Below are 25502 nucleotides of genomic sequence, written 5' to 3' on the forward strand. Positions count from 1 at the left end.
GGGCTCCAGAACTCAGGCCAGGGAGTCCCGCCACGCGGTGTGCAGCGCTGCGAACCGCCCGTCCCCGCCGATCAGCTCCTCCGGCGTGCCGTCCTCCACCACCCGGCCGCCGTCGAGCACCAGCACCCGGTCGGCGATCAGCACGGTCGACAGCCGGTGGGCGATGATGAACGCCGTGCGGTCCGCCAGCACGGTCTCCAACGCGCCCTGCACCAGCCGCTCGGTCGGCACGTCCAGGCTGGACGTCGCCTCGTCGAGCACCAGCACCGCCGGCGCGGCCAGGAACGCCCGCGCGAACGCCACCATCTGCCGCTGCCCGGCCGAGAGCCGCCCGCCGCGCTTGCGCACGTCGGTGTCGTAGCCCTCGGGCAGCGCCTGGATGAACGTGTCCGCGCCGACCGCCCGTGCCGCCGCCTCGACCTCGTCCCGCGTCGCCGACGGACGGCCCAGCGCGATGTTGTCCAGCACCGACCCGTCGAACAGGAAGTTCTCCTGCGTCACCATCACGACCGCGCGCCGCAACTCGGCGTCGGCCACCGACCGCAGGTCGGCCCCGTCCAGCAGCACCGAGCCCGCGGACGGGTCGTAGAACCGCGCCACCAGCTTGGCCAGGGTGGACTTGCCCGCGCCGGTCGCGCCTACCAGCGCCACGGTCTGCCCGGCGGGCACGGTCAGGTCGAACGGCGGCAGCACCACCGGCGTCGACTCCGAGTACCGGAACTCGACCCGGTCGAACCGCACCGCGCCACGCACGTCGCCCAGCGGCGTCGGCTCCTCCGGTTCCCGCACCTCCGGCCGCTCCTCCAGCAGGCCGGAGATCTTCTCCAGCGCCGCCGTCGCCGACGCGTAGGCGTTGGCGAACATCGCGAGCTGGTCGAACGGGTCGTAGAACCGCCGCACGTACAGCGTGAACGCGGCCAGCACACCCAGCTCCAGCTGCCCGTTCGCCACCCGCAGCGCGCCCCACGCGAGGATCACCGCCAGCGACAGGTTGCCGATCATCCGCACCGATGAGGTGAACGCCGCCATCACGCCCATCGCTTCGGTGTTGGCGTCGCGGAACCGGCCGTTCAGCTCGCCCATGATCTTCTCGTTGCGCGACTCGCGGCGGAACGCCTGCACCGCGCGGATGCCGTTCATGGTCTCCACGAACTGCACGATGATCTTCGCGATCGCGCCGCGCGTGTGCCGGTAGGCGCTGCCGGAACGGCGGCGGAACCAGCGGGTGAGCAGGATCAGCGGCAGGAACCCGGACAGCACCACCAGCGCCAGCGGCACGTCCAGGTACAGCAGCACCACCGAGATGCCCAGCAGCGACAATATCGAGCTGAAGAACCCGTCCAGACCCTCCTCGACCAGGTCCTGCAACGAGTCGACGTCGCTGGTCAGCCGGGAGATGACCTTGCCGGAGGTGTACTTCTCGTGGAACGAGACGGACAGCCGCTGCACGTGCCGGAAGACGCGTTCCCGCAGCACCAGCAGCATGTCCTGGCCGATCCGGCCGGTGAGCCGGACGAACGACCAGCGCAGCAGCGTCGCGGAGATCGCCGCCGCCACGTACCCGCCGACGCACCACGCCAGGACGTCCGGCCTGCCGTCCAGCGCGGCGGGCACCCCGGCGTCGATGGCCGCCGCGATCAGCAGCGGACCGGCCAGGTTGACCAGGTTCTCCGCCACCACGATCACCAGCGCGAGGATCGCCGCCCTGGTGTGCGGGCGCAGCAGTTCGCCGAGCAGCCGCCGTGACCGGGCCTGCAACTTCACCCCGGTCGCGTAGTCGACCTCGACGTCCTCGGCGGCGACGCCGCGCCACGCCTCCTCGCCCTGCCCGGCCGGTTGGTCCTGTTCTTCCCGCTGCACAGCAGTGGTGGTCACGCCGCCACCTCCTCATCCTCCATAGTGGACAACAGGTTGCGGTACTCCTCGTTGTCCGCCAACAGTTGCGCGTGCGTGCCGGTGGCCGCGATCCGGCCGTCGACCAGCATCGCCACCCGGTCGGCCAGCTGCACCGTGCTCGGCCGGTGCGCGACGACCAGCGCCGTCACGCCCTTGAGCACGCGCCGCAGCGCGGCCTCCACCTCGGCCTCCGTGTGGACGTCCAACGCGGACAGCGGGTCGTCCAGCACGAGCACCGCCGGGTGCCCGACGACCGCCCGCGCCAACGCCAGCCGCTGCCGCTGACCGCCGGACAGGGACAGGCCCTGCTCGCCGATCCGGGTGTCCAGGCCCCACGGCAGCGCGTCCACGAACTCCTCGGCCCGCGCCACCTTCAACGCCTCGCGGACCCGTTCCTCGCTCACGTCCTTCGCACCCAGCGCGACGTTCTCGGTGACGCTCGCGGAGAACAGGATCGGCTCCTCGAACGCCGTGCCGATGATCCGGCGCAGCTCCTCCAGGTCAAGTTCGCGCACGTCGACGCCGTCGAGCGTGACCCGGCCGCCGGTGACGTCCGCCAGCCGCGGCACCAGCGCGGTCACGGTCGTCTTGCCCGAGCCGGTCGCGCCTACCAGCGCCACCGTCTCGCCCGGCCGGATGTCCAGGTCGACACCGCGCAGCACCTCGTGCTCCGCGCCGGGGTGCCGGTAGCGCACGCCCTCGAACCGCACGTGACCGCGCACCGGCGTGGCCGCCGGCCTCGGGTTCGCCGGGCTGGTCACGGTCACCTCGACGTCGATCACCTCGAAGTACCGCTCCAGCGCCGACGCGGTCGAGTTCGTCTCCGCCAACAACCACCCGATCGAGTCGACCGGCCAGCGCAGGTAAGCGCTCACCGTGATGGCCGCGACGAGCGTGCCGACGGTGAGCGTGCCGTTCGCGATACCGATCGAGCCGAACGCCAACTGGCCCGCGATGCCCAGCTCCGGCAGCACGATCAGCACGGCCCACAGCAGGGCGAAGATCCGCACCTTCGCCACTTCCGTGTCCCGCAGCTCCCGGGCCTGCCGGATGAACCGCCTGGTCAGGTGCGGTCCGCGGCCGAACGCCTTGAGCACCCGGATGCCCAGCACCGACTCCTCGACCACGGTCGTCAGGTCGCCCGACTGGTCCTGCGCCCGGCGTGCGACGACCTTGAACCTCGTCTCGAACAGGTACGACAGCGCCACCAGCGGCAGCGTGGTCACCAGCACGACCAGGCCGAGCACCGGCGACAGCCAGAACAGCACGCCGAGCCCGGTCAGCACGATCAGGCTGTTGACCACCAGGAAGATCACGGCGAAGCCGACGAACCGCCGCACCTGGGTCAGGTCGGTGGTGGCGCGGGACAGCAGCTGCCCCGACTGCCACCGGTCGTGGAAGGCCACCTGCAGGTCTTGCAGGTGGTGGTAGAGCTCGGCCCGCATCCGCGCCTCGACGTCCGACGCCGGTCCGGCGATCAGCTTGCGCCGGGCGTAGAACAGCGCGGCCTCCGCGCAGCCGAGCAGCACGATGACGCCGATGAACAGCGGTAACGCGCCCAGGTCGCGGGCGGCGATCGGGCCGTCCACGATTTGTTGGGTGATCAGCGGGATGCCCAGGCCGCACATCATCGCCAGCATGGTGGCCGTGATCGCCAGCAGCACTGGTGTGCGCACGGGCTTCAGGTACGGCCACAGCCTGCGCACTGCGGCGGCTGTGGAAGTACGTTCTTCCGACACGAGTCCCCCTCCGGTCCACCCTGACGGTACGAAGGTGGACCGACAATCGGCATCCGGTTTTCCCTCGTTCGACCCTGCAAGCTCGATCTAGGTGGAGGTCAAGATGAACGTGCGGTTCCTCCGTGCCGAGCCGACCATGGCGTTCCCCCGCGGCCGACTGCTGGCGGTGCGCGGCGGGCGGTTGCACGTGCTCGCGCCGGACGGCTGGGACGTGGTGGGCGGCCCCCGACCCGAGGGTGCCAGGCCGATCAGCCGTGATGAAGCCGCCGATTGGTGCCGGTTCGAGGGGTTCGACGAAGCGGTGCTCGACGACGTGCCGCAGCCGGAGTAGCTACTTCTTCTCGCGCAGGATGGTGGGCGCGGTGATCAGCCCGGCCAGGCCGTAGCTCGCGCCGGCCAGCAGGGTGAGGATGGTCCACTTGTCGCCGAGTTCGGAGAACTGCTCGGGCAGTTCGAAGTAGTGCGCGAGGCCCAGCAGGATCGGCCCGATCATCACGATCGGCCACACCGGTCGGACTTTCAGCAGCCACAGCAGCGGTCCGACCAGCAACGCGCTGACCAGCAGCGCGATCGGCAGACCGACCACGATCAACAGGATGAACTCGCCCAGGCTGGTCATGTTGACCACCTTGTCGAGCATCCCGGCGCGGTAGGCCCAGATCCACGCGACGAGCACCGCGGAACCGACGACGGCCGACACCACGACGCGCAGGAGCACCTTGAAGGCGAAGCCGCCCACCGTGCGGCGCGGGGTGTCAGTCACGTGCAGCAGTGTGACCGACCGGGCGCCGTGCTGTCACCGGTGCGGCCAGCACGAACCCGATGACCCCGGCGGCGACGGACCCGGCGGGCACCGACACCCACACGGTCAGCAGGGTGAGGGCGGCGGTGAACGTCACGCCGACCGCCGCGTACCCGAGCGGGCGATCCTGGCGTGCCGCCTTCAGCACGATCCACGCCAGCAGCACGCCCACCACCAGGCTGACCGGCATCGCGATCAGGCCGACGGCCAGGCAGTCCCAGTCGTCCTTCGAGCAGACGGCCCCGGATGCGATGAACTCGCGCAGCCCCCACCAGGCCGCACCCAACCCGGCGCCCAGCGCGGCCCCGACGACCAGTCGTCCCACCATGACGCCCGGTTACCCGCTTGATCACCGGCGGTAAACCGCCTGTGATTGGGTCCGGCCACCGCCGGTTCGGTGTGGGGACGGTTCATGGCTTGCGGAGGCGCTTGGTCTTCGACTACGCGAAAAGGGCCCCCGCTTCGGCGGAGGCCCTTCCCGGTGGTTCGACCCGTGCTAGCCGCGGGTGGAGCGGACGCCCAGCAGGACGTCCTCCCACGAGGGCACGATCGGGTGGTTCTTCTTGCCGCGCTTGGGTGGTGCGTCCTTGCGGGCCGGCTGCGGCTTCGCACCGGCCGCGGGCTGCTGCGGGGTCGGTGCCGGCGCGGGTGCCGGCGGCTCCTCGGCGACCGGTGCCGGCTCCGCCACCGGCAGCGGTTCCTGCACGGGGGGCGGAGGAGGCGGCGGGGTCGGCTCCTCGCGGGCGAGGATCTCCGGCTCCGGCTGCTTCTCCACCTCCAACGCCTGGCGGGCCAGCTGGGTCACCGGCCGGACCGTGCGCAGCGTCCGGTTGGGGTTCGGGTCCATCAGCTCCATGGCCCCGTCGTCCAACGCGGTCACCGTGCCGCCCTGCGCGCCGGGGTGGAACGCCCAGTGCGCCAGGTTGTCCGACCTGCCCGCGGTCCAGTGCAGCTGGACGACCCACCGGCCGTCCTCGCCGCGCCACGAGTCCCAGCTCACGTCCGCGTACTCCTGGCCGCGCAGGCCGAAGGAGTGCGCCACGACCTCGCCGAGCGTCTGCACGTCCGGCCCGTCCTCGCGGACGGGGTGGGCGCGCTGCGCCAGCTCGGCCGTGCGGGACCGCTCCAGCAGCACGGGGTACGCGTACCGCTCGACCCGGTGGGCCGGCAGACCGGCCGCCGCCGCGACCTGCGCGACGGACTCACCTGCGCGGATGCGGGCCTGGATCTCCCGCGGCCGCATCTGGCTCTCCACCTCGATCTCGATCTGACCGAGTCGGGTGAGGTCGCCTCGCGCCGCCGCGCGCAGCCGTTCGTCAGCGGGGAGCACGAAGCGCTCGCCGCGATCCGGGTCCTCTAGGATGACGGACTTACCGTCGTCTTCGAGCCCGATGACTCGCAACGCTCGCATCATGGCCTCCCGAATGACTCACCTCGCCAGGTACTGACGTTAATGCGGCGTGCCGCCTTGACGCGGGAGACTCGCCGTGTTCACCGATATCTTCACGTGATCTTGCCGTATGTCGGTGGTGTCCGCACGTCCGTTACGGAAGGTTCACCTCGACGGCCGGCCCGCCGTCCGGGATGGCCTGCGCGCTGACCGTGCCCTGATGAGCATGCGCGATCGAGCGGACGATGGACAGCCCCAAGCCGGCACCGGGCGTGGTGGTGCCGGACGTGGTGGTGCCGGGCAGCCGGCGGAACGGCTCGAACAGGCCGGGCACCACGTCGTCGGGCGGCACGGCGCCGAGTGCGGCTTCCCGAAGCACCTGGTCGACCAGCAGGTCGAACCGCACCGGGTCGCTCGCGTGAAAACGGTGTGGGGGTCGCCCCGAAAACGGGACGACCCCCACACCGGTGGACGGGGTCAGAGCTTGGAGACGACCCAGTCGACGGCCTTGGTCAGCGTGCTCACGTCGGTCGGCTCGACCGCCGGGAACATGGCCACCCGCAGCTGGTTGCGGCCCAGCTTGCGGTACGGCTCGACGTCCACGATCCCGTTGGCGCGCAGCACCTTCGCCACCGCGGACGCGTCCACCGAGTCGTCGAAGTCGACCGTGCCGACGACCTGCGAGCGGTGCGCCGGGTCGGCCACGTACGGGGTCGTGTACGAAGTGGACTCCGCCCACGAGTACAGCCGCGACGACGAGTCGGCGGTGCGCTCCACGGCCCACGACAGGCCGCCGTTGCCCAGGATCCACTCGATCTGGTGGTTCAGCAGGAACAGCGTGGCCAGCGACGGCGTGTTGTACGTCTGGTCCTTGGTGGAGTTGTCCAGCGCCGTGGTCAGCGACAGGAACTCCGGCACCCAGCGGCCCGACGCGCCGATCTCCGCGACGCGCTCCAGCGCGGCCGGCGACATCAGCGCGATCCACAGCCCGCCGTCGGAGGCGAAGTTCTTCTGCGGCGCGAAGTAGTAGACGTCGTAGTCCGACGCCTCGACCGGGAGGCCGCCCGCGGCCGAGGTGGCGTCGATGGCGACCAGCGCGCCGTCGGAGCCGGCGGGCCGGCTGACGGGCACCGCGACACCGGTCGACGTCTCGTTGTGCGCCCAGCCGACCAGGTCGGCGCCCTCGGCGTAGGTGATCTCCGGCGCGCTGCCCGGGTCGGCCTTGACCACGATCGAGTCACCCAGGAACGGCGCGTCGGACGTCACCTTGGCGAACTTCGACGAGAACTCGCCGTAGGTGAAGTGCTGGGCGCGCTCGCGCACGAGGCCGAACGCGGCGGCGTCCCAGAACGCGGTGGTGCCGCCGTTGCCCAGGACCACCTCGTAGCCCTCGGGCAGCGAGAACAGCTCCCGCAGACCGGCGCGCACCGAGCCGACCAGGGACTTCACCGGCTTCTGCCGGTGGGAGGTGCCCATGAGCGCGGCGCCCTCGGCCGCGAGGGCCGCCAGGGCCTCGGGACGGACCTTGGAGGGCCCGCAGCCGAACCGGCCGTCGGACGGCAGCAGGTCGGAGGGCAGGACCAACGTGGTCGGGTCGGCGGTCTGGGTCATCGCGAAGCCTCCGGTTACGGGGAGGGGGTCGGCACGACCGGCGCCGTTGCCGGGGTCTCCAGTGTTGCAGCCGAGTGGCCGAACGGTGACAACCGGGTGTCTTCCGTCACGAACGGCGGAACGCCTCGACTACGCAGGGTCAGGCGATCTCGGCCCAGCCCTCCACCTCGGACGGCTTGCGCGGACCCGGCCCGACGTACTTCGCGGACGGCCGCACGAGCCGGCCGGTGCGCTTCTGCTCCAGGATGTGCGCCGACCACCCGGCGGTCCGGGCGCAGGTGAACATCGCGGGCATCATGTGCGGCGGGACCTGGGCGAAGTCCAGGATCACCGCGGCCCAGAACTCGACGTTGGTCTCGATCGCCCGGTCCGGCCGCCGCTCGCGCAGCTCGGCCAGCGCCGCCTGCTCCAGCGCGTTCGCCGCCTCGTACCGGGTCGCGCCCAGCTCCAGGCACGTCCGCCGCAGCACCCGCGCCCGCGGGTCCTCCGCCCGGTACACCCGGTGGCCGAAGCCCATCAGCCGCTCGCCCCGGTCGAGGATGCCCTTCACGAACGCCCGCGCGTCGCCGGTCCGCTCGACCTCCTCGATCATCGGCAGCACCCGCGCCGGCGCGCCACCGTGCAGGGGGCCGGACATGGCGCCGATCGCGCCCGACATGGCCGCCGCGACGTCCGCCCCGGTGGAGGCGATCACCCGGGCGGTGAACGTGGACGCGTTCAGCCCGTGCTCGGCCGCCGACACCCAGTAGGAGTCCAGCGCCTTCACGTGCGCCGGGTCCGGCTCGCCCCGCCACCGGGTGAGGAACCGCTCGGTGACGGTGGTGCACTCGTCGATCCGGCGCTGCGGCACGGCGGGCCGCCCGATGCCCCGCGCGGACTGCGCCGCGTACGACAGGGCCATGACCGACGCCCGCGCCAGCTGCTCGCGCGCCTGCTCGTCGCTGATGTCCAGCAGCGGCTGGTAGCCCCAGATCGGCGCGACCATGGCCAGCGCCGCCTGCACGTCCACCCGCACGTCACCGGTGTGCACCGGGATGGGGAACGGCTCGGCGGGCGGCAGGCCGGGCCCGAACCGCCCGTCCACCAGCAGCGCCCACACGTTGCCGAACGTGACCTGGCCCGCCAGGTCCTCGATGTCCACGCCGCGGTAGCGCAGGGCGCCACCGTCGCGATCCGGCTCGGCGATCTCGGTGCGGAAGGCGACCACGCCCTCTAGACCTGGCCGGAAACCGTCGTCCTCGGTCTGCACCACGCTGTGCGCTCCTTCTCGGCGAAAGTAAAGAGTTGGAGAAACCTTGCTCCCCGGAAGACCCGCTGGCAATCGGGGGTGCGCGTGTCGTCGGTCACGATCAAGGAACCGATTCAGAGGAAAGATGATCGTTAAGCCCTTGTTTCCGTGCGGCGGTCGTGGCGTTTCACGTGATAGACCACCCCCATGCACCTGACGCCGCACGAGCGGGACAAGTTGCTGGTCCACGTCGCCGCCGACGTCGCGCGCAGGCGGCTGGAGCGCGGCGTCGTCCTGAACTACCCGGAGGCGGTCGCGCTCATCACCGACCACGTGCTCGAAGGCGCCCGGGACGGTCGCTCGGTCAGCGAGCTGATGGACAGCGGGCGGCACGTGCTGACCCGCGCCCAGGTCCTCGACGGCGTGCCGGAGATGATCGAGTCCGTGCAGGTCGAGGCGACCTTCCCGGACGGGACCAAGCTGGTGACCGTGCACGACCCGATCGTGTGAGGAGGGGCCGATGCGTCCTGGCGAGATCATCACCGGCGACGAGCCGGTCGAGCTGAACCCCGGACGGCCGCGCACCACGCTCGTCGTGGTCAACGCCGCGGACCGCCCGGTGCAGGTCGGGTCGCACTACCACTTCGCCGCGGTCAACCCCGGGCTGGAGTTCGACCGGGAGGCCGCGTGGGGCAAGCGGCTGGACATCCCGGCGGGCACGGCGGTGCGGTTCGAGCCGGGCGTCGAACGCGAGGTGACCCTGGTCCCGCTGGCCGGCGCGCGACGCGTGCCCGGTCTGCGGCCCGAGTGGGCGGGAGAGCTGGACAAGTGACAGAGATCAGCCGGCGCCGTTACGCGGAACTGCTCGGCCCGACGACCGGCGACAAGATCCGGCTCGCCGACACCGACATCCTCATCGAGGTCACCGAGGACCGCAGCCGCGGCGCGGGCTCCGGCGACGAGGTGATCTTCGGCGGCGGCAAGGTGATCCGCGAGTCGATGGGCCAGGGTGTCGCCACCCGCGCCGAGGGCGCGCCGGACCTGGTCATCACGGGTGCGGTCGTGCTCGACCACTGGGGTGTGGTCAAGGCGGACGTCGGCGTGCGGGACGGCCGGATCGTCGGCATCGGCAAGGCTGGCAACCCCGACACGATGGACGGCGTCGACCCGGAGCTGGTCATCGGACCGGGCACCGAGATCGTCTCCGGCAACGGCAAGGTCCTCACCGCCGGCGGCATCGACTGCCACGTGCACTTCATCTGCCCGCAGATCGTGGACACCGCGATCGCGTCCGGCCTGACCACGCTGATCGGCGGCGGCACCGGACCGGCCGAGGGCACGAAGGCCACCACGGTCACGCCCGGCGCGTGGAACCTGGGCCGGATGCTCGCCTCGATGGACCACATGCCGGTCAACGTGATGCTGCTCGGCAAGGGCAACACCACCCGCGAGGACGCGCTGCGCGAACAGCTGGTCGGCGGCGCGGGCGGGTTCAAGCTGCACGAGGACTGGGGCACCACGCCCGCCGCGATCGACGCGTGCCTGCGCGTCGCCGACGAGTCGGGCGTGCAGGTCGCCATCCACACCGACACGCTGAACGAGGCAGGGTTCCTGGAGTCGACCCTGGACGCCATCGGCGGCCGGTCGATCAACGCCTACCACTCCGAGGGCGCGGGCGGCGGGCACGCGCCGGACATCATCCAGGTGGTGTCCGAGCCGAACATCCTGCCGTCGTCGACCAACCCGACCCGCCCGCACACCGTCAACACGCTCGAAGAACACCTCGACATGCTGATGGTGTGCCACCACCTGAACCCGTCGGTGGCCGAGGACCTGGCGTTCGCGGAGAGCCGCATCCGGCCGACCACGATCGCGGCCGAGGACATCCTGCACGACATGGGAGCGATCTCCATGATCAGCTCGGACGCGCAGGCCATGGGCCGGGTCGGCGAGGTCATCATCCGCACCTGGCAGACCGCGCACGTGATGCAGAAGCGGCGCGGCGACCTGCCGGACAACCTGCGCGCCCGCCGGTACGTGGCCAAGTACACGATCAACCCGGCCATCGCGCACGGCATCGACCACGAGGTCGGCTCGGTCGAGGTCGGCAAGCTGGCCGACCTGGTGCTGTGGGAGCCGAAGTTCTTCGGCGTGCGGCCGTCGATCGTGCTCAAGGGCGGGTTCATCGCGCACGCCGCGATGGGTGACGCGAACGCGTCCATCCCGACCCCGCAGCCGATCTTCGCCCGGCCGATGTTCGGCGCCTACTCGGCCGCGCGCAGCAGCGTGCACTTCGTGTCGCGGGAGGCGATCGACGCGGACCTGGCGGACATGCTCCGGCTGGCCCGGCCGCTCGTCCCGGTCGGGAACACGCGTGGCGTCACCAAGGCCGACATGGTGCTCAACGACGCGATGCCGCAGGTCAAGGTGGATGCGGACAGCTTCGCCGTGCGCATCGACGGTGAGCTGGTCGAGCCGCAGCCGGTGTCCGGGCTGCCGATGGCGCAGCGCTACTTCCTGTTCTGATGAACCTCGCGGCGTTGATGATCGCGGACTCCCGCTTCCCCGGCGGCGGTCACGTCCACTCGGGCGGCCTCGAGGAAGCCGTCGCCCGCAAGCTGGTCACCGACGAGCCGTCGTTGCGGTCGTTCCTCGTCGGCAGGCTGCGCACGGCGGGGGCGTTGAGCGCGGTGTTCGCGTCCGCCGCCACGCGTGGCCGGTACGCGGAGCTGGACGCCGAGTTCGACGCCCGGACGCCGTCGCCCGCCCAGCGGAACGCCTCACGCGTGCAGGGGCGCGGGATCGCGCGTGCGGCGAAGCGGGCGTGGCCGTCACCCGTGTTGACGGAGTTGCTGCGCGTCACGCCACGGCCGCACCACCCGGTCATCGTCGGCGCGCTGGTCGGCGACCCGTTCGAGGCCGCGCAGACCGTGGCGTACCACGCGGTGACGGGACCGGCGACCGGCGCGATCCGGCTGCTCGGCCTGGACCCGTTCGGCGTGAACGCGATCCTGGCGCACCTCTCGTCCGAGATCGACGCGGTGGCCGCGATGGCCGCCGACCACGCCGACACCCTGCCCGAAGACCTCCCCTCGCCCAGCGCGCCCGGCCTCGACCTGCTGGCCGAGGCGCACGACCGACACCACTCCGAAGAGGTGCGTCTCTTTGTCAGCTGACCACGTGCACCCGGTGAACTTCGACCCCACCGACCCAGGGCACGACCCCCACGACCACGGCGAACACGACCACTCCCACCGCGCGGTCCGCATCGGCATCGGCGGACCGGTCGGCAGCGGCAAGACCGCGCTGACCGCCGCGCTGTGCCGGGCACTGGGTCAGTCGGTCGACCTCGCCGTCGTCACGAACGACATCTACACCACCGAGGACGCCGACTTCCTGCGTGCCACGGGGGTGCTCGACGTCGACCGGATCGAGGCCGTGCAGACCGGCGCCTGCCCGCACACCGCGATCCGCGACGACATCACCGCCAACCTGGACGCGGTGGAGCTGCTGGAACACCGGTTCCACGGCCTGGAGCTGGTGATCATCGAGAGCGGCGGCGACAACCTGACCGCCGTGTTCAGCCGCGGCCTGGTCGACCGGCAGATCTTCGTGGTCGACGTGGCGGGCGGCGACAAGGTGCCGCGCAAGGGCGGCCCCGGTGTGACCACCGCGGACCTGCTGGTGATCAACAAAACCGACCTCGCGCCGATGGTGGGCGCCGACCTCGGCATCATGACGGCCGACGCCCACCGGATGCGCGGGGAGCTACCGGTGATCAGCCAGTCCCTTGTGGACACGCCGGACGCGCCCGCGGTGGCCGACTGGGTGCGCGCTCAGCTCCGCACGCTCGCGGCGGTCAGTTGATTGCCGAACGGGCTGACGTCGCCCGCGCAGCCGTACTGGTCGTCCATCGGCTGGTCCAGAAGAGACAGGTACAGCGGCACGGTCTCGTCCGGCGGGAACACGCGGATGCCCCACACGGGCGTCTTGAGGCACACGTCCGGGTCGAAGTTGTCGACCTGGGCGAACCCGACGTCCGAGGTGGCCGTGCCGCCGTGCGGCAGGGTGAGCAGCGCTCCCCGTTCGCCGACCCGTGCGGCGGCGGCGCCGACCTGATCGCCCTCGGCGTCCACATAGGACACGCCCGGGAAGCCGCGCAGCACGCACGTGTGCAGGCCCCGGTTGGTGAACACGACCTCCCGGTACACCGTGCCCGCCGCGCCGCCGACGCGGCCGAACCCGATGTCGAGGTCCGCCGACCCGCACGTGGCGACCTCGTCCGGCTGCGCGACGGCAGCTCCCCCGGTGACGAACACCGCCGCGACGGCCGCGACGGCAGCGACAAATCTCCTCATCACGATCTCCCCCGAGATCCGTGGGCGGAAACCCCGCCCTGTCTCAAGACGTGCCGGGGGTCACAGGGGTTGCTCCGGTGAGGGCGCGGGCTCACCTGGTCGTCGAATGCGACCCGAACGGTCGAACCGTCGTGCGCGAGATGCGGTCGATGGCGCCGTTGCGCCTGGTCCCGCGTCGTGGACCTGACGAAGTGGCGCTCGTGCACCTGGTGAGTTCGGTCACCGCTCCGCTGGGCGGTGACGACCTGGAGTTGCGCATCCGGGTCGGGCCCGGTGCGTCGCTGGAGTTGCGCGGAGTAGCGGCGACGCTCGCGCTGCCCGGCCGGCACCCCGGCGGCAGCCGTGCGCTCGTCCAGGTCGAATTGGCCGAGGGCGCGTCGTTGGAATACCTGCCGGAGCCGACCGTCATCACCGCGCGGGCGTGCCACGAAGCGGTGTTCCGGGCGGAGATGGCGGAAGACGCGCGGCTGCGCACGCGGGAAATTCTCGTTTCGGGCCGGCTGAACGAGCGGTCGGGCTTGCTCAGCACCACTCTCGACGTGCGGAGAAACGGTCCGGTAATAAAACAGACATCTCATGTGGGAACGCCCGAAGTGGACGGGAGCCCGGCCGGTCTGGCGGGGCGGAGAGTGCTCGGCACGGAGCTGCTGTGCTGGGGCGAAGACCTTCCGGGAGCGGTTTCAGAGGACTGGTGGTCGCTCGTTCCGCTGGCGCGGGGCGGCAGTTTGACGACCGCCGTGGCCGACGACGCGGTGACCGTCGAACGCGCGCTCGACATCGCACGCGGTAAACACCCCGGATCGGGTGACCTCTTCTGACTCGATCTCGTACTCGATTCCGAGGGGCCGATCACACCGAAAGTCACGGATCGGGTGGCGGTCATCACCGTGCGGGCGGTTTCGCCTCGGGCGGGAAACCCGTACGGTCGCTGGATCGCTAGGTGCCACAAGTGCCTTGGCCAGGCCGAAGTTACGCTCCGGGAGGTCGGGATGTCGGAGACGACGAACATCGCTTTGCCGTCGATGCGCGTGTCCTACGAGCAGGGTTCGCTCACAGAGAGCGACCTGGCGGCCAGTTGGCACGAACAGTTGCAGCTGTGGCTGGACCAGGCCGCCGGCGCCGGTCTGCCCGAGCCGAACGCGATGGTCCTCGCGACGGCCGACCCCGAAGGCCGCCCGTCGTCCCGCACCGTGCTCGCCAAGGGCCTGGACGAGCGGGGCCTGGTGTTCTTCACCAACTACACGTCGGCGAAGAGCCACGACCTGATGGCGACCCGGTACGCGTCGGCCACGTTCCCGTGGTTCGCGATGCAGCGGCAGGCCCACGTGCGCGGCACGGTCGAGAAGGTCGGCCCCGCCGAGACCGCGCGGTACTGGGAGAGCCGGCCGCGTGGTTCGCAGCTGGGCGCCTGGGCGTCGCCGCAGTCCCGCGTCGTCGGCGGACGTTCCACTTTGGAAAGCGCGCTGAACAAGATCGAGCGGCAGTTCGCCGACGCCGACCGGGTACCCGTGCCCCCGCACTGGGGCGGCTGGCGCATCCGGCCCGAAGAGGTCGAGTTCTGGCAGGGCCGCCGCGACCGCATGCACGACCGCCTCCGCTTCCGCCTCGGCCGCGACGGCTGGGAAGTGCAGCGCATCGCGCCCTAGTCACGGCGCAACAGCACGATGTGACCGGCCTCCGCCACCATCCGATGGGTGGCGGAGGCCGTTCTCGTGAGCCGCTCTTCTTCGTCGGCCGGCACCGGCCAGCCCGGTGCGGGCCGTGCCACGACCAGCCACTCGGCGTCGAGCACGCGCGGGAACAACGACACCCGGCAGCGTCCGGTGAGGTGGGGCGCGAGGCGGTTCGACGCGGCCACGTCGGCGTCGTCGGGGATCATCGCCAACACCCTCGCCGCGTCCGCCCGCTGCGCCGCGTCCCACACCGGCTGAGGTGCCGGACGCAGCAGCAGGACCAGGGTGAACACCGCCGTCACCGCCGCGCACACCCACACCCTGCGCGGACCCGCCGCGAGGAACGCGACGAACACCACCGGCATGAGCACCGCGCTGTAGTGGTGCTCGATGCCCCAGTGCGCCGGGTTGCCGGAGGCGAACCGCCAGGCCAGCGTGGGCACCGCGATGGCGATCAACGGCGATCGCGCCGCCAGGAACCCGGTGGGCACGAGCAGGGCGAACACGGTGAGCGCACGCAGCCACCCCGACCCGCCCATCTCCGACAGCTGCCCCCAGTACGGGTAGCCGCCCGCCGGGTTGACCGCCGGCAACACCGCGAACACGACCACGGCGAACGCCGTCACCCCGAACGCCGTCACCCCGAATGCCGGGACGGCCCACCCGCGCCCGACCCCGCGCCACACCAGGTACAGGCCGATCGCCGCCACGGTCAGCCCCAGGTCCTCCTTGACCAGCACGAGCGGTAACGCCCACGCCACCGACCGGCTCCACTGCTCCCGTGCCAGGGCCTCCAGCGAGAACGCCAGCAGCGGCACGGCGAAGCTCACCTCGTGGAAGTCGAACGCGACGGTGTTGTGCAGGCCCCACGAGAACCCGTACGCCACCCCGACCACCACACCGCGCGGCCCCAGCCGGTCCACCGCGAACCTGGTCACCGGAACCGCCGACACGGCGAGCAGCAACGCCTGCGCCACCAACAACGTCTCCGCCCTCGGCACCACCAGGTACACCGGCGCGAGCAGTGCGAGCACCGGGTGGAAGTGGTCGCCCAGCAGCGGGAAACCGGGGCCTTTCAGGTCGGCGGTCGGCCACCGCCCGGCGGCGTAGGAGCGGACGGCCTGCTCGAAGATGCCCAGGTCGAACCCGGTGCTCTGGAACGAGTGGTGCCGCCACAGCGAGTACGAGGTGTAGACGGCGGACAAGCCGAGCGCGACGACGTACGCCGGGCGAACCGTGATCCGGGGCTGCGTGAGCACGACCGCAGCGTCGGTGGACCGCCCTGAACCGGACCTGAAACCACCTGAAGACCCGTTCAGGTTCAGGCGAGGGGGAGCCGCACCGCCACCACCGTGCCCTGGTCGCTGTCCTCGATCCCGACCGTGCCGCCGTGCGCGAGCACGCCCTCGCGCACGATCGCCAACCCCAGCCCGGCGCCGCCGTCGTCCCGCGCACGGCCCTCGTCGAGCCGGACGAACCGCTCGAAGACCCGTTCGCGGTCCGCCTCGGGGATGCCCGGCCCGTCGTCCGCGACCCGCAGCACCGCCGTGCCGCCGCTCTCGACCGTCACCGTCACCTCGACCCGTGACGACGCGTGCCGCTCGGCGTTGTCGAGCAGGTTGCGCACGATCCGTTCCAGGTGCGCCCGGTCGCCCATCACCTCGACCGGCCCCGGCACCCCCACCAGCGCCGCCAGGTCCACCCGCCCGGCGGCCACCGGACCCTCCAACCGCGCCAGGAACAGCAGGTCCGTCACGACAGCCTGCATCCGGTCCAGGTCGAGCACGGTGTTCTCGGCGGTCCGCCGCCAGTCGACCCGGTCCGGGTGGGCCAGCAGCACCTCCAACTGGGTACGCGCCGAGGCCAACGGCGTGCGCAACTCGTGCGAGGCGTCCGAGGTGAACCGCCGCTGCCGCTCCAGCGCGTCGTTCAGCCGGACGAACGTGTCACTCGTGGTCAACGCCAGCCACACCAGCACACCGATCAGCAGCGCCGCCAGCGGAACCACGGTCTGGAACACCTCGCGGACGGCGTTCACGGCTGTCCTGTCGACGTCGGCGGGCGCGACCACACGGACCTCGAACCGCCCTGCCTGGGGTATGCGGACCGTGGTGGCGGGCTCGTCGACACTGGCGACGATCTGCCGCTCCATCTGTTCGAGCAGCCACCCCGCACCACCCGCCATCAACGCGCCGGAGACCACGAAGGCGGCGAACGCGATCCGGAACCTATCCAGCACGGGCCACCACGTATCCCGCGCCGCGCACGGTGCGGATGACGTCACGGCCGAGCTTGCGCCGCAGCGAGCTGACGTAGACCTCGACCAGGTTCGGGTCGGGCGTGGCGGCGAAGTCCCACAGCCCTTCCAGCATCTCGGCCTTGCTGACCACCTCGCCCGGCCGGGACAGCAGGAAGGTCAGCACGCTGAACTCCTTGACCGACAACGGGACCAGCACGCCGTCGGACCGGCACTCCCGCTTGGCCAGGTCCAGCTCGACGCCGCCGACCCGCAGCACGCTCGGCCGGTTCGAGCCGCCGCGCCGGATCAGGGCGCGCAGCCGGGCCAGGAAGACGACGTAGGAGAACGGCTTGGACAGGAAGTCGTCGGCGCCGGTGTCCAACGCCTCGGCCTCGTCCAGCTCACCGTCCTTGGCGGTGAGCATCAGGATCGGCGTGGAGTCGCCGGCCACCCGTAATCGCCGGCAGACGCGGAAGCCGTTCAGACCGGGTAGCAGGATGTCCAGCACGATCGCCGCATACGAGTGTTCGGAGGCCATCCACAGCCCGTCGGGCCCGGTGAACGCGAGGTCGACCGCGTACCCCTCGGCCTCCAGTCCCGCTTTCAGGGATTCGGCCAGCCGGACCTCGTCCTCGACCACGAGCAGTCGCACACCGTGCAGCCTACGGACGGTGTCCCGGATCTCGGTGGAGAACTTGTTAGTTGCCGTACGCTAACGACCGTGCGGAGAGTGCTGGGGAAGATCGCGATCGACACCAGGCCGCTGAAGGTCGTCGCGTTCCGGAGGCTGTGGCTGTCGACCGTGGTCACGGCCGTCGGCAGCCAGTTGACCGCGGTGGCGGTGCCCAAGCAGGTGTACGACCTGACCGGGTCGTCGGGCTGGGTGGGCGTGTCGGCGGGTGTGGCGTTGGTGCCCCTGCTGATCTTCGGGTTGTACGGCGGCGCGATCGCGGACGTCGTGGACCGCCGCAAGCTGCTCGTTCTCACCAACACCGGTATCGCGGTGACGTCGGTGTTCCTGTGGTTGCAGGCGGCGTTCCACGCGAACTCGGTGTGGCTGGTGATCGTGCTGCTCGGCCTGCAACAGATCTTCTTCGCCGCCAACGCGCCCGCGCGCACCGCGTCGATCGCCCGCCTCGTGCCCACCGAGCAGCTTCCCGCCGCCTCCGCCCTGGGTTCGACGGTGATGATGTTCGGCGGTGTCTTCGGTCCCATGCTGGCCGGCGCCCTGATGCCGGTGGTCGGCCTGTCGACGTTGTACCTGGCCGACGCCATCGCCCTGACCCTCACCATCTGGGCGGTCTGGAAGCTCCCGCCGCTGCCGCCGTTGAGCGGCACGTCCCGGCGCGCCGGTCTGCGGGACGTCGTCGACGGTTTCAAGTACCTGGCGCTGCAGAAGATCCTGATGGCGAGCTTCCTGCTGGACATCATCGCGATGGTCTTCGGCATGCCGCGGGCGCTGTTCCCGGAGATGGCCGAGAACACCTTCGGCGACCCGCCGGGTGGTGGGCCGGCGTTGGGTTTCCTGTTCGCCGCGATCCCGTTGGGCGCGGTGCTGTGCGGCCTGATGTCCGGCTGGACGTCACGGGTGCACCGGCACGGCATGGCTGTCGTGTTCGCGGTCGTGGCATGGGGGGTGGCGATGATCGGCTTCGGCCTGTCGCACGCCCTGTGGCTTGCCGTGGTGTTCCTGGCGATCGGCGGCGCGGCGGACATGATCAGCATGGTGTTCCGCGGCGCGATCCTCCAAGCGGCGGCGACGGACGAGATGCGCGGCCGGATGCAGGGCGTGTTCAGCGTCGTCGTGACGGGAGGACCAAGGCTCGCCGACCTCCTCCACGGCACCACGGGCGCCCTGATCGGCGCCGGCACCGCGACCGCGTTCGGCGGTGTCGCGGTCGTGGTCGCCACGGCGGTGGCCGTGCTCGCGATCCCGGCGATCAGGCGCTACCGCTTCACGCCTGCAGCTGTCGCAGGAACCGCGCCCACGAACTAGCCGGGACGGCGATGGTCGGCACAGGATTCTTGGAGTCCCGTGCCGACACGCGCTCTTCGGCGTGCGCCACCTCGACGCAGTTGGCGCTGCTGGCACTGCGAGAACTCTTGCGCCATGCGACTTCGACGCAGTTGGCGGTGCTTTCGCTCCGGGAACTCTTACGCCACAGGGTCATCCGCCCATGATCTCACGTAAGTCCCTTCAAGTAAGCCGCCGTCTCCTCGACGCTGAAGGCCACGTCGCGGAGGACGCCCCAGGTGTCCTCGAACAGCTCGATCTGGTTGGGCTCGTCCAGGAAGTGGCTGGCAATCTTGTTCTCCAGCAGCACAAGGCTGGGGTCGTCGTCGTACTTCAAGATCACGAACGCGCCGTTCAGGCCTGGGTGCAACCCGGCCTCGGTCGGCATCACCTGGACCGTGATGTTCGGCATCTCCGACATGTCCACGATGTGGCGGATCTGGCGGGAGTACACGTGCGGGTCGCCGAATGGGCGATCAAAGACGGCCTGCTCGATGATCGCGTGCAGCTGGAGCGGGTTGCTGCGGGTGAGCAGTCCCTGGCGGGCCATCCGGCTGGAGACCAGCGTTTCGATCTGATCCTCATCGAGGCCGTGGCCGGTCGCCCAGATGATCTGCCGTGCGTACTCGGTGGTCTGAAGAAGGCCGGGGATCGTCAGAGGCTTGTAGTTGAGCAGCGCACTGGCCTCGTCCTCGAAGTCGGCCCAGGTCTGCCAGTCCTCGGGAAAGTGGGCGTTGTTTACGCGCAACAGTCCGCGTTGCTCGGCGTGGCGGGCCAGATCCAGTAGATACACTCGCTGCTTCTTGGTGACGCCGTAGAAGTCGAGCAGCTTCTCGACGTCATCGAGGTAGATCCCGCTCTCGGCACTCTCCACCCGGCTGATCTTGCTGGCGGACATCTCGACCGCCTTGGCGACATCGGCCCCGGTCATGCCGGTGGCGCGGCGCAGTTTGCGCAACGTGATCGCCAGGCGGCGGGAACGGACTGACGCTTCGGAACGACGTGGCATGTGATCAACGTAGGGGTGCGACGCGGCTATCGGAAGCATGCTCACTCTATCGGGTAATTGAGCAAATGAGCGCAAGCTTGCATCATCTACCCCATGGGTGATCCAGAACCGATGATCAAAGTGACCTTGCCGAAGCGCGAGTGGTTGTTGCGGTGCTACTCCGACAAGGAGGACGTGTTCACCATCGAAGTGCAGCGGGGCGGGATCGATCTGTTCCTGCCGTCGGGCTCGGACACCGTTCGGCTTGAAGCGCCACAGATCGCGGCGTTCCGGGACGCCTTGGACGAGGCCATCGCACAAGCCGAAGCCGATCTCCGGGCCGAGGTGCGGGTCGATGCCGTTACCTGAACATCAAGACTTGCCCAAGGTGTGCGCATTCCACTATCCCGCCCCTTTGTGATCCGGCACACTCACTCGGCATGGCGGAAGCGACGAGCGCACCGGCGCAACCGGAACTGAAGCGGGCCATCGGCCCGAAGCTGCTGCTGTTCTTCGTGGTGGGTGACATCCTCGGCACCGGCATCTACGCCCTCACGGGCAACGTCGCGGGCAAGATCGGCGGCGCGCTGTGGCTGCCGTTCCTGATCGCGTTCGTGGTGGCGTTCCTGACCGCGTTCAGCTACCTCGAACTCGTCGGCAAGTACCCCAGGGCGGCCGGCGCCGCGCTCTACACCAACCGCGCGTTCAAGATCCAGTTCCTCACCTTCATGGTGGCGTTCGCGGTGATGAGCTCGGGCATCACCTCGGCGTCCTCCGCCGCGCTCGCGTTCGGGCGCACCTACCTCCAGTCCGTCATCAAGGAGTTCTTCTCCGACACGTTCACCGTGTCCGCGACGGCGGTCGCGATCGTGTTCATCATCGGCCTCGCCCTGATCAACTTCCGGGGCGTCTCGGAGTCGGTCAAGGCGAACGTCGTCCTGACCTGCATCGAGCTGTCCGGTCTGGTGATCATCATCGCGATCGGCATCTACGCGGTGCTGGCCGGCGACGGCGACCCCGGCCGGCTCACGCAGGTCGACCCGGCGCCCGGCCAGAGCGCGTTGGTGGCCGTCACGTCCGCCACCGCGTTGGCGTTCTTCGCGATGGTCGGGTTCGAGGACTCGGTGAACATGGCCGAGGAGTGCCGCGACCCGGTCCGCATCTTCCCGCGCGCGATGCTGTGGGGCATGGTCATCGCGGCGATCATCTACGTGCTGGTCGCGATCACGTCCTCGCTGCTCATCCCGGCCGATGAACTGGCCACGGCCGGGTCGTCGGCGTTGCTGAGGGTGGTGACGGTCGGTGCGCCGGGCTTCCCGCTGTGGATCTTCTCGCTGATCGGCCTGTTCGCGGTCATCAACTCGGCGCTGATCAACATGCTGATGGCCAGCCGGCTGATCTACGGCATGTCGAACGAGCGGATCATCCCGAAGGTCTTCGGGACGGTGCACCCGTTCCGCCGCACGCCGTGGATCTCGATCGTGTTCACGTCGGGCGTCGCGATCATCCTGGTGACCACCACGGACATCGCGAAGCTCGGCGGCACGACGGCGCTCCTGCTGCTGATCGTCTTCACCATCGTCAACGTCGCGGTGTTGGTGCTGCGCAAGGAGAAGGCGGAGCACAACCACTTCCGCGCGCCGACGTGGGTGCCGGTGCTGGGCGCGCTCACCTGCGCGTACCTGGCCAGCCCGCTGTCGGGGCGGGCGTCGGCGGACTACGAGATCGCGCTCTACCTGCTCGCCGCCGGCGTGGTGCTGTGGATCATCAACCGGCTCGTGCACGGCAAGGTCACCTTCGACCCGGCCAAGCTGTCCAAGTAAGCCGTCAGACCCGGTGGGGCTGCCTCTGCCGCAGCTCCACCGGGTCGTGGGCGCAGAACACGTCCACCTGGCCGGCCACCTCGCGCAGCCGGTCCTGATTGGACAGTCGTAGCCCGCGAACGGTCTCCGCCCTGTCCTGGAAGTACTTCAGCCCGGATGGGATGTGCGGCGGGGCACTCATCTCGCCGTGGAAGAAGTACGCGTCGCCCGCGTGGAGCAACCACCGGTCCTCGACCCGGATGGCGACCCCGGTGTGGCCGCGGGTGTGCCCGATCAACGGCACCAGCAGCACGTCCGGGCGCAGCTCGCGGACTCCCCGGAAGCCGAACCACTCCTCGCCGGTCGGCTCGTGCGGCACGAAGTCCGCGTGTCGCCATTGCCCGGGGGAGTAGCGGGGATTGGCGGAGTCGTCCAACTCCTCCTTGAGCACGTGCACGCGTGCGGACGGGAAGTCGCGCAGCCCGCCGGCGTGGTCGACGTCGAGGTGGGTCAACGCGATGTGCCGCACGTCGTCCGCCGAGAAACCGAGCGCTTCCACTTGGCGCAGCGCGGTTTCCCGCTCGTCGAGCACCGGCCGGCTCACGTGCCGGTACTGTGCCGACAGGGTGGCTTTCGGGTCGCGCAGGTCGTCCAGGCCCAAGCCCGTGTCGACCAGGATCAGGCCGTCGTCCGCTTCCAGCAGCACCACGTGGCACACCAGTTCGGCGCGGTGGAAGTACGAGCCGCGACCGTCGACGAGCCTGCCGCCGAACGGGCGCATGGTGCCGCAGTTCAGGTGGTGCACCTTCATGTCGTGGGCCTTCCCAGCAGGGCGCCCAGACGGGCGCCGACGGCGTGCAGGGGGTCGAGCGAACGGCGGGTGCGGGCGAGCAGGAGCGCGCCCTCGATGGCGGCCAGCACGACCGTGGCCAGGTCTTCGTCACCGACGTGCCCGGCGATGACCGCCTGCCACGACGTGTAGACCTCTTCGCACGCCACGCGGATCGGTTCGCTGTCCGCCGCCGCGTCCAACGCCACCGTGGCGATGGGGCACCCGCTGCGGAAGTCCGAAGCCAGCAGCTGCCGGCCGAGCAGTTCCAGCGCCTGTGAGAGCGCTTTCGCGGGGTCGGGCTCGGCGGCGAGCACGGCGGTCAGGGCGTCACGGAGGTCGCTGCCCGCCAACCCGACCGCCTCCACCGCGAGCTGCTCCTTCCCGCCGGGGAAGTGGAAGTAGAGCGAGCCCTTGGGCGCCCCGCCCTCGCTCAGCACCTGGTTCAGACCCGTCGCGTGGTAGCCCTGCGCCCGGAAGAGCTCGGCGGCGGTGCGCACCATGCGCTGTCGGGTGTCGGTCCGTCTTGGCATGGTTTTACTATAGAGACCGGTCTAGTAACTAGGTCAAGGGGATACGCTCTCGACCCATGCTGGAGATCGCCCACGGCGCGGCACGCGCCGTCATCGCACCCGAGGGTGCGGGACTGAAGTCCTACGAGGTCGGCGGCGTGCCGTACGTCGAGACGTACGACGACGAACCGCCCATGGGCAGTGGCGCGGTGCTCGTGCCGTGGCCCAACCGCACGGCGGGCGGGAAGTGGACGCTCGACGGCGTGGAGCAGCAGCTCGAAATCGGCGAGCCGGCCCGCGGCAACGCCATCCACGGCCTGGTGCGCCGGGTGGTGTGGGACGTCGTCGAGCACACCGGCAGCCTGCTGTCGATGGAGGCGGCCGTGGCGGGCTTCGGCTGGCCCGTGCTGCTGCGCACGACCATCACCTACGCCCTGGACGAGAACGGGCTCAGCGTCTCGCACGGCGTCACGAACGTCGGTGAAGCGCGCACGCCGTTCGGCGTCGGCACCCACCCGTACCCGCGGGCGGGCGAGTCGCTGACCGACGAGACGTCCATGTCGCTGGCCGCCACCACCGTGCTGCCGGTCGACCCCGGCACGATGATCCCGAACGGCCCGGCCGAGCCGGTGTCGGGCGACTACGACTTCCGCGTGGCACGCCTGCTGGCGGGCGTGAAGCTCGACACGGCGTTCGGCGGCTGCGAGCCGGTGGACGGCCTGGTGCGGCACGTGCTGCGCGGGCCTGGCGGCGGCGTCGAGCTGTGGGCGGACCCGGACTTCAAGTGGGTGCAGGTCTACACGCCGGACAACTTCCCCGGGCGGGGTCGCGCGGTGGCGATCGAGCCCATGACGTGCCCGCCGGACGCGTTGAACAGCGGGATCGACCTGCTGTGGCTGGAGCCGGGCGAATCGTGGGCCGGCCGTTGGGGTTTGCGCCCTCTCGCGTAGGTCCGTTAGCGTCGCTAACTATGAACGTCGCAATCACGGGTGGGTACGTCGTTCCGGTGGCCGGGGAGCCGGTCGAGGGCGGCACGGTCCTGATCCAGGACGGGAAGATCGTCGCGGTCGGCACCGACGTCGAGGTGCCGGACGGCGTCCCGGTCGTGGACGCGGCGGGCGGCTGGGTGCTGCCCGGTTTCGTGGAGGCCCACGGCCACCTCGGTGTGCACGAGGAGGGCGAGGGCTGGGCCGGGCAGGACACCAACGAGATGACCGACCCCAACGGCGCGCGGCTGCGTGCGTTGGACGCGATCAACGCCGCCGACCAGGGCTTCGCCGACGCGCTGTCCGGCGGCGTCACGACCGCGGTGATCAAGCCGGGGTCGGGCAACGTGATCGGCGGCCAGACGGTGGCCGTGAAGTGCTGGGGCCGTACGGCCGACGAGATGTTGGTGCGCAACCCCGTCAGCGTGAAGAGCGCGTTGGGCGAGAACCCGAAGCGGGTGTACGGGGACCAGAAGAAGCTGCCGTCCACCCGTCAGGGCGTGGCCGCGGTGATCCGGGACGCGTTCACCAAGGCCCAGGACTACGTGGAGAAGCGGGACGCGGCGGACGGGCCGTTCGAGCGGAACTCCACGTCCGAGGTGCTGGCCCGGGTGCTCTCCGGCGAGCTGCCGTGGTGCCAGCACTGCCACCGCGCGGACGACATCGCGACCGCGTTGCGGCTGGCGGACGAGTTCGGCTACCGGCTCATCGTCAACCACGGCACCGAGGGGCACCTGATCGCGGACCTGTTGGCGGAGCGCGACATCCCGGTGATCATCGGGCCGCTGTTCACCAGCCGGTCGAAGGTCGAGGTGCGGCAGCGGTCGTTGCGCAACCCCGGCATCCTGGCGCGGGCGGGCGTGCGGATCGCGATCACCACCGACCACCCGGTGGTGCCGATCCACTTCCTGGTGCACCAGGTGACGCTGGCGGTGAAGGAAGGCCTGGACCGGAAGACGGCGCTGGAGTCGATCACCACGAACCCGGCCGGGATCATGGGCCTGGACGACCGCGTCGGCTCGCTTCAGCCGGGTCTCGACGGTGACGTCGTGATCTGGTCCGGCGACCCGCTGGACGTGATGAGCCGTGCGCTGAAAGTGTTCGTGGAGGGCCGCGAGGTCTACCGCTACGAGAACGGCGAAGAAATCGTCACAAACGCCTTCTACACCGAGCCCTAACCCCGAGAGTCGAACGCTCAGGTGCCGAGAGTCGAACCTCCAGGACCCCTGAGTTCTACGTTCCGAATGTAGAACTCAGGGGTCCTGAGCGTTCGACTCTCGGGCTCTGGAGGTTCGATTCTCGGGTTAGCCCGGATCTTTCGTGTGGGTGGCGGCCCGGCTTGAGGCTGGGACCGGTGGCTGTTGCGGGTCCTCCTTCCGGTGTTCGGCATGGTCGAGGTGGCCCGTTGTCGGCCGGGGTGCCGCCGGGTTCCACT

General features: G+C 70.4%; 29 protein-coding genes. 13 read left to right on the forward strand and 16 right to left on the reverse strand.

Going from position 1 to position 25502, the window contains the following annotated elements; all coding sequences use genetic code 11:
• Positions 1-12: 12 nt before the first annotated feature.
• The gene (locus FM051_RS28115) at positions 13-1875 is read right to left on the reverse strand and encodes an ABC transporter ATP-binding protein (protein WP_202919054.1); all 1863 of its coding nucleotides are present in this window, start codon (positions 1873-1875) and stop codon (positions 13-15) included.
• On the reverse strand, positions 1872-3572 hold the full coding sequence (locus FM051_RS28120; RefSeq protein ID WP_238412692.1) for an ABC transporter ATP-binding protein: 1701 nt from the start codon (positions 3570-3572) through the stop codon (positions 1872-1874). Before FM051_RS28120 ends, FM051_RS28115 begins: the two co-directional genes overlap by 4 nt.
• Positions 3573-3738: 166 nt before the next feature.
• Here FM051_RS28120 and FM051_RS28125 point away from each other — a divergent pair, with 166 nt between their 5' ends.
• On the forward strand, positions 3739-3966 hold the full coding sequence (locus FM051_RS28125) for a hypothetical protein (protein WP_158848487.1): 228 nt from the start codon (positions 3739-3741) through the stop codon (positions 3964-3966).
• Here FM051_RS28125 and FM051_RS28130 read toward each other — a convergent pair whose 3' ends face one another.
• The 6 genes from FM051_RS28130 to FM051_RS28155 all read right to left on the reverse strand — a co-directional run bounded on the left by FM051_RS28130 (position 3967) and on the right by FM051_RS28155 (position 8690).
• Positions 3967-4398: a hypothetical protein gene (locus FM051_RS28130; RefSeq protein WP_158848489.1), complete on the reverse strand. Its 432-nt coding sequence runs from the start codon at positions 4396-4398 to the stop codon at positions 3967-3969. It lies immediately after the preceding gene.
• Entirely contained in the window at positions 4391-4765 is a 375-nt protein-coding gene (locus FM051_RS28135; protein ID WP_158848491.1) for a hypothetical protein, read from the reverse strand. Before FM051_RS28135 ends, FM051_RS28130 begins: the two co-directional genes overlap by 8 nt.
• A 168-nt stretch (positions 4766-4933) precedes the next feature.
• Complete coding sequence (sepH, locus tag FM051_RS28140; protein ID WP_158848493.1) at positions 4934-5848, reverse strand: septation protein SepH; 915 nt, start codon at positions 5846-5848, stop codon at positions 4934-4936.
• A gap of 133 nt (positions 5849-5981) precedes the next feature.
• Positions 5982-6233, reverse strand: coding sequence for an ATP-binding protein (locus FM051_RS28145; protein WP_202919055.1), 252 nt, complete (start codon positions 6231-6233; stop codon positions 5982-5984).
• A gap of 71 nt (positions 6234-6304) precedes the next feature.
• Positions 6305-7438, reverse strand: a complete 1134-nt coding sequence (serC, locus tag FM051_RS28150; protein WP_158848495.1) for a phosphoserine transaminase — start codon at positions 7436-7438, stop codon at positions 6305-6307.
• 139 nt (positions 7439-7577) lie between these two features.
• Positions 7578-8690 carry a citrate synthase 2 gene (locus FM051_RS28155; protein WP_158848497.1) on the reverse strand — a complete coding sequence of 371 codons (1113 nt, stop codon included), beginning with the start codon at positions 8688-8690 and terminating at the stop codon, positions 7578-7580.
• A 183-nt stretch (positions 8691-8873) separates the two neighbouring features.
• Here FM051_RS28155 and FM051_RS28160 point away from each other — a divergent pair, with 183 nt between their 5' ends.
• The 5 genes from FM051_RS28160 to ureG are packed head-to-tail and all read left to right on the forward strand — an operon-like array spanning position 8874 to position 12533.
• Positions 8874-9176 carry an urease subunit gamma gene (locus FM051_RS28160; RefSeq protein WP_077005572.1) on the forward strand — a complete coding sequence of 101 codons (303 nt, stop codon included), beginning with the start codon at positions 8874-8876 and terminating at the stop codon, positions 9174-9176.
• Positions 9177-9186: 10 nt separating this feature from the next.
• Entirely contained in the window at positions 9187-9498 is a 312-nt protein-coding gene (locus FM051_RS28165) for an urease subunit beta (protein WP_077005571.1), read from the forward strand.
• The gene (locus FM051_RS28170; RefSeq protein ID WP_158848499.1) at positions 9495-11192 is read left to right on the forward strand and encodes an urease subunit alpha; all 1698 of its coding nucleotides are present in this window, start codon (positions 9495-9497) and stop codon (positions 11190-11192) included. Before FM051_RS28165 ends, FM051_RS28170 begins: the two co-directional genes overlap by 4 nt.
• Positions 11192-11842, forward strand: a complete 651-nt coding sequence (locus FM051_RS28175) for an urease accessory protein UreF (protein ID WP_158848501.1) — start codon at positions 11192-11194, stop codon at positions 11840-11842. Before FM051_RS28170 ends, FM051_RS28175 begins: the two co-directional genes overlap by 1 nt.
• Positions 11843-11846: 4 nt before the next feature.
• Entirely contained in the window at positions 11847-12533 is a 687-nt protein-coding gene (gene ureG / locus FM051_RS28180; protein WP_158848587.1) for an urease accessory protein UreG, read from the forward strand.
• Here the strand turns inward: ureG and FM051_RS28185 are convergent.
• Positions 12503-13024, reverse strand: coding sequence for a DUF4232 domain-containing protein (locus tag FM051_RS28185; RefSeq protein ID WP_158848503.1), 522 nt, complete (start codon positions 13022-13024; stop codon positions 12503-12505). The two genes, ureG and FM051_RS28185, sit on opposite strands and share 31 nt — an antisense overlap.
• Before the next feature lie 77 nt (positions 13025-13101).
• Between FM051_RS28185 and FM051_RS28190 the strand changes: the two genes are divergently transcribed.
• Positions 13102-13842, forward strand: coding sequence for an urease accessory protein UreD (locus tag FM051_RS28190; protein ID WP_238412693.1), 741 nt, complete (start codon positions 13102-13104; stop codon positions 13840-13842).
• A 171-nt stretch (positions 13843-14013) separates the two neighbouring features.
• Positions 14014-14670 carry a pyridoxamine 5'-phosphate oxidase gene (gene pdxH, locus FM051_RS28195; protein ID WP_158848505.1) on the forward strand — a complete coding sequence of 219 codons (657 nt, stop codon included), beginning with the start codon at positions 14014-14016 and terminating at the stop codon, positions 14668-14670.
• On the opposite strand, the gene FM051_RS28200 is transcribed toward pdxH, so the two are convergent.
• The 3 genes from FM051_RS28200 to FM051_RS28210 form a co-directional block, all read right to left on the reverse strand.
• Complete coding sequence (locus FM051_RS28200) at positions 14667-15956, reverse strand: DUF2079 domain-containing protein (RefSeq protein WP_158848519.1); 1290 nt, start codon at positions 15954-15956, stop codon at positions 14667-14669. The two genes, pdxH and FM051_RS28200, sit on opposite strands and share 4 nt — an antisense overlap.
• A 62-nt stretch (positions 15957-16018) precedes the next feature.
• Positions 16019-16936, reverse strand: a complete 918-nt coding sequence (locus FM051_RS28205) for a sensor histidine kinase (RefSeq protein WP_238412694.1) — start codon at positions 16934-16936, stop codon at positions 16019-16021.
• Positions 16926-17588, reverse strand: coding sequence for a response regulator transcription factor (locus tag FM051_RS28210; protein WP_158848521.1), 663 nt, complete (start codon positions 17586-17588; stop codon positions 16926-16928). Before FM051_RS28210 ends, FM051_RS28205 begins: the two co-directional genes overlap by 11 nt.
• A 69-nt stretch (positions 17589-17657) precedes the next feature.
• Between FM051_RS28210 and FM051_RS28215 the strand changes: the two genes are divergently transcribed.
• Positions 17658-18932, forward strand: coding sequence for an MFS transporter (locus FM051_RS28215; RefSeq protein ID WP_158848523.1), 1275 nt, complete (start codon positions 17658-17660; stop codon positions 18930-18932).
• On the opposite strand, the gene FM051_RS28220 is transcribed toward FM051_RS28215, so the two are convergent.
• The gene (locus tag FM051_RS28220) at positions 18892-19107 is read right to left on the reverse strand and encodes a DUF397 domain-containing protein (protein WP_158848525.1); all 216 of its coding nucleotides are present in this window, start codon (positions 19105-19107) and stop codon (positions 18892-18894) included. The two genes, FM051_RS28215 and FM051_RS28220, sit on opposite strands and share 41 nt — an antisense overlap.
• Before the next feature lie 12 nt (positions 19108-19119).
• Positions 19120-19959, reverse strand: coding sequence for a helix-turn-helix domain-containing protein (locus tag FM051_RS28225; RefSeq protein WP_158848528.1), 840 nt, complete (start codon positions 19957-19959; stop codon positions 19120-19122).
• A 93-nt stretch (positions 19960-20052) separates the two neighbouring features.
• Here FM051_RS28225 and FM051_RS28230 point away from each other — a divergent pair, with 93 nt between their 5' ends.
• On the forward strand, positions 20053-20307 hold the full coding sequence (locus FM051_RS28230) for a hypothetical protein (RefSeq protein WP_158848529.1): 255 nt from the start codon (positions 20053-20055) through the stop codon (positions 20305-20307).
• Between the two features lie 71 nt (positions 20308-20378).
• On the forward strand, positions 20379-21761 hold the full coding sequence (locus FM051_RS28235; protein ID WP_158848531.1) for an APC family permease: 1383 nt from the start codon (positions 20379-20381) through the stop codon (positions 21759-21761).
• Between the two features lie 4 nt (positions 21762-21765).
• Here FM051_RS28235 and FM051_RS28240 read toward each other — a convergent pair whose 3' ends face one another.
• Together FM051_RS28240 and FM051_RS28245 are read right to left on the reverse strand one after the other, a co-directional pair.
• Positions 21766-22551, reverse strand: a complete 786-nt coding sequence (locus tag FM051_RS28240; protein WP_158848540.1) for an MBL fold metallo-hydrolase — start codon at positions 22549-22551, stop codon at positions 21766-21768.
• Positions 22548-23102 carry a TetR/AcrR family transcriptional regulator gene (locus tag FM051_RS28245; protein WP_158848542.1) on the reverse strand — a complete coding sequence of 185 codons (555 nt, stop codon included), beginning with the start codon at positions 23100-23102 and terminating at the stop codon, positions 22548-22550. The genes FM051_RS28240 and FM051_RS28245 overlap by 4 nt, the downstream gene beginning before the upstream one ends.
• 56 nt (positions 23103-23158) lie before the next feature.
• On the opposite strand from FM051_RS28245, the gene FM051_RS28250 reads away from it, so the two are divergent.
• Positions 23159-24031 carry an aldose 1-epimerase family protein gene (locus FM051_RS28250; protein ID WP_158848544.1) on the forward strand — a complete coding sequence of 291 codons (873 nt, stop codon included), beginning with the start codon at positions 23159-23161 and terminating at the stop codon, positions 24029-24031.
• Between the two features lie 20 nt (positions 24032-24051).
• On the forward strand, positions 24052-25245 hold the full coding sequence (locus tag FM051_RS28255) for an amidohydrolase (protein ID WP_158848546.1): 1194 nt from the start codon (positions 24052-24054) through the stop codon (positions 25243-25245).
• Positions 25246-25502 lie beyond the last annotated feature (257 nt).

Source organism: Saccharothrix deserti (assembly GCF_009769385.1).
GTDB lineage: Bacteria > Actinomycetota > Actinomycetes > Mycobacteriales > Pseudonocardiaceae > Actinosynnema > Actinosynnema deserti.